Origin of the sequence: Corynebacterium sp. HMSC06G04 (assembly GCF_001807365.1) — a bacterium.
In the GTDB taxonomy this organism is placed as follows: Bacteria; Actinomycetota; Actinomycetes; order Mycobacteriales; family Mycobacteriaceae; genus Corynebacterium; species Corynebacterium simulans.
Window position 1 is genome coordinate 24,882 of sequence record NZ_KV788596.1, and the last position, 8,675, is coordinate 33,556.

9 protein-coding genes and 1 pseudogene are annotated in these 8,675 nt (G+C 57.5%); 6 read left to right on the forward strand and 4 right to left on the reverse strand.

What is annotated here, in order from left to right; all coding sequences use genetic code 11:
• The first annotated feature begins 266 nt into the window (after window positions 1-266).
• Window positions 267-446, forward strand: a complete 180-nt coding sequence (locus HMPREF3158_RS01730) for an antitoxin (RefSeq protein WP_061926171.1) — start codon at window positions 267-269, stop codon at window positions 444-446.
• Window positions 447-669: 223 nt separating this feature from the next.
• Window positions 670-2,061, forward strand: a complete 1,392-nt coding sequence (locus HMPREF3158_RS01735; protein WP_141740974.1) for a TetR-like C-terminal domain-containing protein — start codon at window positions 670-672, stop codon at window positions 2,059-2,061.
• A 387-nt stretch (window positions 2,062-2,448) separates the two neighbouring features.
• Here the strand turns inward: HMPREF3158_RS01735 and HMPREF3158_RS01740 are convergent, their stop codons facing one another.
• From HMPREF3158_RS01740 to HMPREF3158_RS01750, 3 genes are all read right to left on the reverse strand, one after another.
• Window positions 2,449-2,670: a hypothetical protein gene (locus tag HMPREF3158_RS01740; protein WP_005323143.1), complete on the reverse strand. Its 222-nt coding sequence runs from the start codon at window positions 2,668-2,670 to the stop codon at window positions 2,449-2,451.
• Window positions 2,667-2,978 (reverse strand): ArsR/SmtB family transcription factor, encoded by a 312-nt coding sequence (locus tag HMPREF3158_RS01745; protein ID WP_005323142.1) that lies wholly within the window; start codon window positions 2,976-2,978, stop codon window positions 2,667-2,669. Before HMPREF3158_RS01745 ends, HMPREF3158_RS01740 begins: the two co-directional genes overlap by 4 nt.
• A gap of 209 nt (window positions 2,979-3,187) precedes the next feature.
• Window positions 3,188-3,856, reverse strand: a complete 669-nt coding sequence (locus HMPREF3158_RS01750) for a hypothetical protein (RefSeq protein ID WP_062034975.1) — start codon at window positions 3,854-3,856, stop codon at window positions 3,188-3,190.
• A gap of 611 nt (window positions 3,857-4,467) precedes the next feature.
• On the opposite strand from HMPREF3158_RS01750, the gene HMPREF3158_RS01755 reads away from it, so the two are divergent.
• On the forward strand, window positions 4,468-5,463 hold the full coding sequence (locus tag HMPREF3158_RS01755) for a site-specific integrase (RefSeq protein WP_070497067.1): 996 nt from the start codon (window positions 4,468-4,470) through the stop codon (window positions 5,461-5,463).
• A 272-nt stretch (window positions 5,464-5,735) separates the two neighbouring features.
• Here the strand turns inward: HMPREF3158_RS01755 and HMPREF3158_RS12390 are convergent, their stop codons facing one another.
• Window positions 5,736-6,044, reverse strand: a complete 309-nt coding sequence (locus tag HMPREF3158_RS12390) for a helix-turn-helix domain-containing protein (protein ID WP_082787595.1) — start codon at window positions 6,042-6,044, stop codon at window positions 5,736-5,738.
• A 69-nt stretch (window positions 6,045-6,113) separates the two neighbouring features.
• Between HMPREF3158_RS12390 and HMPREF3158_RS01760 the strand changes: the two genes are divergently transcribed.
• The 3 genes and pseudogenes from HMPREF3158_RS01760 to HMPREF3158_RS13090 all read left to right on the forward strand — a co-directional run.
• The gene (locus tag HMPREF3158_RS01760) at window positions 6,114-7,088 is read left to right on the forward strand and encodes a hypothetical protein (protein ID WP_141740975.1); all 975 of its coding nucleotides are present in this window, start codon (window positions 6,114-6,116) and stop codon (window positions 7,086-7,088) included.
• Window positions 7,089-8,147: a hypothetical protein gene (locus tag HMPREF3158_RS01765; protein WP_235591275.1), complete on the forward strand. Its 1,059-nt coding sequence runs from the start codon at window positions 7,089-7,091 to the stop codon at window positions 8,145-8,147.
• Window positions 8,144-8,675 (forward strand): annotated as a pseudogene (locus HMPREF3158_RS13090) (hypothetical protein); the annotation flags it as partial. The gene HMPREF3158_RS01765 and the pseudogene HMPREF3158_RS13090, both read left to right, overlap by 4 nt.

Below are 8,675 nucleotides of genomic sequence, written 5' to 3' on the forward strand. Positions count from 1 at the left end.
CTGGAATAAATGCTTAAAACCGGGGGTGGACTCGGGGGTGTTATTGCAGGTGAATCCTGAGAAATCTGAAAATTTTAAGGAAAGGTGGATGGACTGCGATTGTCCGAAAATGGCGGGCCTATTCCCGTCTTTAAATAATTCTTTATGGCATGAACTGGCAAACGTATGTAGCGTGGAAAAAGCATTCGCGATGAAGGGGTTTAGCCTTCATCGGGGAGTGCGGTGAAAGATATATCGAAAGTATTTTAGAAAGGTTGGGATGCTAAATGGGTATCTTCGACAAGGCAAAGGACGCACTGAACTCCGACAAGGGCGAGCAGATCTCCGATAAGGGCCTCGACAAGGCTGCTGAGGTGGCAGAGCAGAAGTTCGGCGAGGACAAGGCTGACAAGATTCAGCAGGGTCGCGACAAGCTCGATGACCAGATCGGCAACGCTGGCGCCTAAAGCTTATTGTTTGATTGGGGCCTAGCCAGTGTCCCAATCTCGGTGAATTAATCCAAAGCTCTCGGCAACTTGGTTTGCTGGGAGCTTTGTGGGTTTTAGGCCGGCACCTCCATCGGAGGGCAAAGCTCGGACATGTCGGCTATGTCATATGTGTTTGCTTAATTGATGCTGAGCGCATCAATTTTCCCGGAACGGATACCTAGACCACAGTAGGGTGGAGTGCGTGAATACACCTGTAGATGCTCGCTTGGCCTCGGGTTCGCCACGACAGTGCATGCTAGATCTGGCAGTTCGCGTCATTGCGCGCGCCGGACGCGATGCCGTTGCAGTGTGTACCGTCGCCGAACAGACCGATGTTGAGGTCAAAAAGGCGAAGAAGCTTTTTGCATCTGATGAGCAATTGGCTGATGAGGCTAAAGCTTACCTCGACAAACTGGTCATCCACTATCTAGATGAGCAAGAAAAGTACTTAAGCCCTGATGCCACGGCGCTCGATCGTATGCGAGCCATGGCTACTGGCTTTTTCGAGTTCGCGCAGAAGCATCCGGTCTATTTCGACGCCTTCACGTTTACGCAAGCAGCTCCGAGCCTGCACTCTTATGAGCTGAGCTTCGATGATTATCTCCAGCGCTCCGGCAAGCGCCCCACGCTGGATGTTCTGCTCAACATCGCACGCGATTGCATAGAGGAAGCTGGCGGACCGCGCGATGCAGACTTGGTCCGTATCCAAGCCGTGAGCCTTTTGGTTGGTGTCCACGGTATCTCCCATCTGTGTACCACGGGCGTGCTTCGACATCTTTCGCCAACCGCGAAGAAGCAGACTTTCAATGCCTGTTTGGACTACCTAAGCGCCGGGTTGGCAGTAGGTTTCGCGCACGGTGCTATCCCTCCGCAGGATCCAGTTGCGATGGGAGGTGGCCTCCCAGCTGATAAAAGAATTCGCGCCAAAGATTTGCCACGAGGCAACGATGGGGAAGTAGTTAGGGCTCTACTGCGCGGCGCGGTGGAGGACATCGTCGACTCCGGCCTTAGCAATATGCATCTCGGCACTGCCGCCGAACGTGCTGGTATCGATTTCGACCGGGCGACGCATTTTATAGAGGGAGATCAAAAGCTCCTTTCCTTATTGGAAAGTCATATCGATGCCATCGCACACGAGCATCTCCGCGAACAGATGCGTTACGCAGGCGGGAAGAGTCTCGGTTTTAGTACGATGAAGGCGTGTGCTTTCGGATATTTAGGCTTCGCGCACCATGACCCAGTAGGCTTCTTAGGCCTGACGATGATTACCTCAGGTTCCATCGTGCCAGCGTCTTTTGAACGCAAGGACCTAATCAATTCGCGTTTCGAGATGGGCGAGACCTTCGGCTATTTCATGACGATTGCGCGCGATGCCCTCGACGAGGCCGGTGGCCCTCGTACTCCATGGGCGCTGTACACGATGGTCATGTCGATGTGGTCCACCATCCACGGTTTCGCGCACCTGACAACCTTTGGCGCGCTGCGCGACCAACCCCGTGAATTCCTCTTTGACCTAGCCTCACGCATCTTCGACATCGAGCTCGTGGGCATCGCGGAGCACTTGGGAATCAAGGGCCAGATTCAAGGATTTTAGTGGTCGAAAAGAAGAAACCGGCTTTAAGCGGTAGATGACTACTGCCCAAAGCCGGTTTCTTTTCCGGAGTCTTTTGCGAAACTACCCACCCACCTGCAACGACCCGAACCACAGCTATGGTTTCCGTCGGTTTCCGTTCCCGGTTCCGTCGGCAGGTGGGCCGGGGCGGTGTCGGAGGTGGGGGCACACCACGTGGTTCGTCCCCAGTCCTAGCCCCTATCCGCGAGAGGGACAGGATAACGCCACGACCGGAGACACACCCCGCCGCCAAAGTCACAAGCAAGTTTATGTTGCTGGAGGTCTACGCGACGCGCTTAGCGCATACGCTGTGACAGCCCATAGCGCGGAGCCAAAACCACCGCGCCCCTTGTTTAAGGAAGAGCCTGATTACTCGGGGATCTCGCTGAGTTGGGCCTCAATCCGATCCAACCGCTCGGTGATGTTGCGTAGGTGCTCCACGATGAGTTGGTTGGAACCATCGATCGCCGTCGCCGTTTCGCGTCGTGCGCTGGTGACGGTGCGTACCACCCAGACGGTAAGAGCAACGAAGATCGCGAGTGGTAGTGCGGCGGCGAGGATGACAAGAAATACGGTAGCGGTAAGTGTCACGAAGATTCCCTTTTCTGTTCTTGATTAATCAGGTGCCTAATGTGGTCTGGAGTTACTTCAAGCTGAAACGGAGCGACCCAGTAGTGCTTCCTCACTCGGCTCTCTCCGAGCTGTTCCAGGCCACTCTCGATGAGTCCAGCAGCTTCCAAGCGGTTGAGGTGCTGGTAGAGCAGTGGCCGAGACATCCCGAGTCGGCGGGCCAGCTCACTGACATGGGTCGAATCCGTCTCTAGGGAGGCGATAATTCGCAACCGAGGCTCACTTCCGAGAGCACTGAGCATCTGAGCGAGCCGTGCTGCGTCCATCATCCCTCCGTATCGTAATCGAACGATGTCAGGTGTAAGTATATGCTTACAGTCGGCGGTGTGCAAGTTCTGCCGGGTCTGGCGGAGACGCTGCCCGACTTAAGACGTGGCCGGTGTCCCATCACGTCCCCTCTTCACCCTCCCCATGAAGGAACCCAGCCGCAGCACACACCACAGCTGGGTTCCTTCATGGCTTACAGCGTAGCCAGCAGCTACAGCCGCTCGATGTCTACATCGCCATCGAGAATCCTCGGCTCTACCTCCATGTGGATCCCGCGGTAGGGAAGTAGTGCGCGGATAATGTCGTGGGTGATGTCGATGCCTGGAGATGGTTCGTCCCGAAAAAGGTGGTACAGGCTAGGGCAGTAGTCCACGCCGGGAAACTCGTCCTTTGCTTCGGGAACGCACCCGTCCGGGTCAAAAGTCGTGCAGCGAATGATCAGGTCGTCGTGGACACTATTGGGCAGATTGATGGTGAGTCCTGGTGTGGTGGCAGACATGTCTGCAACCGTGGCCTCGTTTACAGACCGGGTAAGCGGGATTAGGCCGCGGGCGGACTCACCGCCTTGGATTCGGGTGAGTCCTGTGCGGTTGCCGTAGGTGTCGGCCAAGGTAACGAAGGTCACGCGCACCGGGGCGGTGGCTACGGACATGGAGTTAAACGCGGTGAGGACGTTGATTTCGCGCTCGCTGATACGCCCCTTTGGGCCTGTGAAGTCAAGGACGTGGTTGTAGAGCGCGGCGGTGGACATGGACAGGATGGTGTTGGCTACCTGCTTTCCTTGTTTCAGGGTTTCGGTGACTTGGGCGAGGTCGTCTACCTCAAGTTCGGCGGTGAAGTACTGGCAGTACAGGGGTGCTGTGAGGTCAAGGATGGACATGGTTCGTCCCCTTTCGTGTGCGGTGTGGACAGGTGGAGTGGGCACAGCTTGCGGGGTGTGCGTTTGCGTATCCGCAAACTGTCCGCGCGGTGGATCGGGATTGCGTCGCGCGGTACGGGTGTCAGTGGGAAACTGGCCTAAATTGCGTATCCGCAAACTGTCCCAACGGTGCTCACGCTAGACCATGGCGCACCGCGTTTTTGTAGCTGCGCAGGTCGCGGCCTGACTAACTAACCTCACACGGGGGCAGTAGATCTAGATGTAGTGGTGGCAGTCGCGCGTCGGCACAAGACGGTATCGCCGCGCGGCTCCAGGTCACATCAGGAGGCCACCGCGTCGCACTAGCGGGGGTACTAGATATGGCGAGATCGCGCGGGTGTGCACACCACATAGTGTGTAGGTTCGTCCCGACAGTGCGCATAAAACCGCGCAGGTGCTGGCCATATAAACAAGACCTGCGCGGTTGGCGATGTAGACCCACCTCCTTGCAAAATTGCGTATCCGCAAACCAGACTAGATAGCGCAAGATGCAGTCTGGCTCTCTGAGCTAAAGAACCCGCCTGCTGCATCTTGTACATCCCTAATCACTGCTGGGTTAAGGAGAAAGGGACATGACGAGTAACTACACCGCAGCTGACTTTGAGGCAATCATCGCCAACTACACACCACAGGCCGTGCGCGAGGAGCACTGGAGCCAGGTTGCTGACTTCACCCGCGACTGCGTGCGAGCACTGGACATTAAGCCCGAGTCCACCAGCCGCGACACACTGCGCATGACGCTCAATGTCGTGGCCAAGCTATCCGCCTGGGTGTGGGTGAGCTACGGTGTGGTCTCCGTCGAAACCGTCTTCCATCCTGACATCATTGGAAACTACTTCCTGACCGGGGCGGGAGCGAAGTTAAGCCCGTCCACCGCAGGTACGCGGCGCTCGCTGCTGTACCGGGTGGGCGAGGCACTAAACGACGACTGGAACCCCGACTTCCAGCACCCGATTACCTATGAGCCAGCGCTTAAACCCTACGACCGCTACGCCACCGACCGCCTGTGGGATTGGGCTTTATCCCAGCCCACGGCTGCGCGCCGCCGCAACTTCCTAACCGTGCTGTCGCTGACACTGGGCGCAGGCTTGCGCGCGGGTGAAATCTGCACGCTCAAAGGCCAAGACGTGCGCGTAGACCAGGACGGCGTGCTGGTCTTCCCACATGGCTACCGCGGGGCAGGCCCGCGCGAGGTGCCACTGCTGAAAACCCACATCGAGTCACTACAAGCCGTGATTAACTCCACCGCGCCAGACGACTACCTGTTTAGGCCGGGCCGCGACAATGAGCACGTGGGTCAGCTCTCGGCGTATTTGCGCCGGGTGACACCGAGCACGTCCCCGGAGATGGTGCCGGATACTCGCAGGCTGCGCAACACCTGGATTGTTGACCGGATTCTAGCCGGGGTGCCAGCTGATGTGCTGTGTGCCGCAGCAGGGCTAAAGTCGCTGCACCAGTTCGAGGACTACGTGGTTGAGGCTGGGGCTAACCGCCGCCACGCCTACCGGATGTTGCTGGCAGGAGGCTCCACCAACGGGCCAATTGTCGGCGGGCTACACGTGCTGTAGCTAGCGCTGTACATGGGGTCTTTTTAAGGCCCGCCGTTTGCGGATATGCAAACCATATTTGCGGATACGCAAACTGGCTCGATTACAACAAAACTGAACAAGGGGACGAACCAGGCTTTGACCTGCGGGTTTTCTACGTGGTCTTAAAACGAAGGTACCGCCACCAGTTTTGGCGGTGATGTGTGCTCACCTCTTGGGCCATGAGTACACAACGCCACCCGAAAAGCCACTTGACCAGCGTGGAAGACATGCAGTTTCCAGCGCTGGGGCCACTAGATCCCGTATCGGTGGCTGCTATGGCGCGGCCACAAGGATTTGCCTGTGGTGATCTCGATATTGGCGATGACACGTCCCGTCGGGATCATCTCGCCGCGGATGATGCGGGTGATGGTGGAGGCCGGAACCCCGCAGGCCTCGGCCAGGTGCTTGGCAGAAGGGTAGCTGCCGTCCATGGTGAGCTGTTGGACGTTGCGGGCGAAGTCCTGCAACTTCCGCATCACCGGGTCATGGGCCTCGATGTGGGCGTTGGGCCAGTCGGCGTAGCGCCTCACAGGAGCCTCAGCAGGAATGTCGGAAGCCACGAGCCACCTTTTCAGACAACAGAACTAAAGGACGAACCACTTAAGTCTAAATACAGTGAGGTCTATGCCGTGATCGACACACTGACTACGCGCGGATTACTGCCCGCCACCACACCCGTGGCTGCAGGCAACCGCAAGCGTCAACTCGCGGCATACTTTTGCTACGTGCATAACCGCTGGTACGTGGATTTAACCGTGGACAACTGCATCATGCTGCTTAAAGACGGCGGCTCCATTCACAACTACCTGCAATACCGCACAGATTTATCCACAACCAGCCTCGATGCCACCCGCCGCCTCCTTAACCGCTGCGCGCGCCACGTCATCGAGCACCACGGCGCGCTGGATTGGGTCGAAGAGTTGCCCGAGGTTATCTATCCTGCTGCGAAGTCGAAGCGCCGCGCCTACACCTCCCACGAGCTAATCCGTATTACGGATTGGCTGCGCTCTAGACCCCGCCGCGAATCGCGGCGGGTGGCCTACATCCTTATGGCCTTAGGCCTTGGTGCTGGCATGACCACAGAGGAGATTTATCACTGCACCTACGGCGACTTCACTGACTTCGGCACCGTGCTAGCAGTACATGCCCGCGGTGGGCGAGGCCTTACGTCGCGAACCATTCCGTTGACCGCGCCTTATGGCGATGTCATGCGTCAAGTCCTGCGCGGTGTGGGCGCAGACCGTAACGACGAACCACTGGTGAAACCGAACTCAGCGCGCCGCCGCAACGATGCCACAGGCCCACACCTGATAGCTGACTTTATCCACAAGACCAGCCAAAACCCGTCGAGTACCGGGCTTGCACCCAACATCAACAGGCTGCGCTACACCTGGATTGCTCATCATGCCGCCGAGCGCGTGGACTTTAACCAGCTGGTCTATGCCACCGGCACCATTCAGCCATTCCATGACACCTTCCACCGGATGATCGTCGAGGCCGGGGCACTAACTGAGGCCGAGTATTGGGTGTGGACTACAGGCAATAGGGACGAACCGGCCTATCCGCCGCTGCGGCTGGTGGAACCTACAGGGGAGGAGAGATAAATGGCCCGCATATCGGTTACTCCCACCCCGCTGCTGCGCCTGGATGGAGCCAGTGTGTCCTGGGCACTGGGCATCATCGACCGCACCGACATCTGCTTTCACCTTGAGACGTGGCGGCGCGAGGAGGGATACGACCCGCTCAAAGGTGGGCGACCAAAGACTGTCAGCGACCGCGCCATCCTTGCGCTGTATCTGATTCTGGCTCGCTCTGGGCAACCCATGCATCTGACCACCATGGTTGCACTACTTGCCAGTGAAGACACCACTGAAAAAGCCCTGGAACTCCTTGAGCTGCCCAGCCGCGATAAGGCACGTCGCGTGGGCGATAATTACTTTGTTCAGCATGGCCTGTGGTACCACCGCCTGTGGCGCGCGTTGCACAGGTTTTTAGAACTGGTTGATCCTTTCGACAACATCCCACACCATGTACGGCTAACCCGTGCTGAGTTCAACCGGCTAATGGACGAACAAGACCCAAAGCGCCGCGAAGAAAAATGGCAGCGCGCCACCTATGTCTTCAACCAGCTGGTCATGGCCAGCACCAAAGATATGCCCGAGGAGTACCTAAACAACTGGCAGGGAGACCTCACCCTAGACGGCACCCTGATTCCAGGGGTTCGCCGTGGAAATAACCGATGGACGAACCGACCGGATGATCTTATGTCGTCTGAGCCGGAGGCAGGCTGGTATTCCCGCGATGAGCAACAGGAAACACATGGCGAAAACAAGCGCAGGAAGAACGCCAAGCACGTGTGGGGCTGGGAGGCCACCCTCGTGGCTGGGGTTATCCGAAATCAAGGCCCATATGCACAGCCTCACCTGATTATGGGCATGGCTTTTGACCGGCCTAGTCACAGCCCGGCGATCCGTGGGCTGCAAGCCATGCGGCACCTCACCGATGATCCGACTACGCCGAAAGGCGTGGTGGTTGGAGACCGTGCGTACTTCGCTGTGGCCAAGACCAAAGACTTCCACGAGCCTCTACGCAAAAGGGATACACGCTGGTTGGTGATTACAAGTCCAACCAGTTGGGCCAGCGCGGCAGCTTTGAAACCATGAACCTTGTCGAAGGCCACTGGTATTGCCCGGCCATGCCGAAGTCACTGATTGAGGCCACTGAGCAGTTCAGGGCTGGTCTTATTGACGAGGACACCTACAAGGAGCGAATCAAAGAGCGCCGCGCCTATGCTATGCGTCGTAAAGGTGTTGATGATACCGGCGAGAGTCAACAGTTTATTTGTCCTGGCCGCGGTAAAGGAAAGACAGTGGTATGTCCCTTGGTGCAAAAGGCCGAGAGGCAGGATGCTCGCGCTAAAGGATTGCCTATTATCCCATCACCTAGTCTTGAAGCCCCGCGCAGCCAGAAGGGCAAGTGCTGTACCAATAAGTCCTCTGTGACCATCCCTCACACTGAGGGTATTCGTTACCGACAAACTGGCCCGGCCTACAAGACACCTGAGTGGCAGAAAATATACGGCACCTGGCGCAATGTGATTGAAACTCGCAACGACTATGTGAAGAACAATCGCGGTGGTGCTGCCATTGGTGACCACGGGCCTGACCCCCGGAAAGTAGACACGTCGGGGG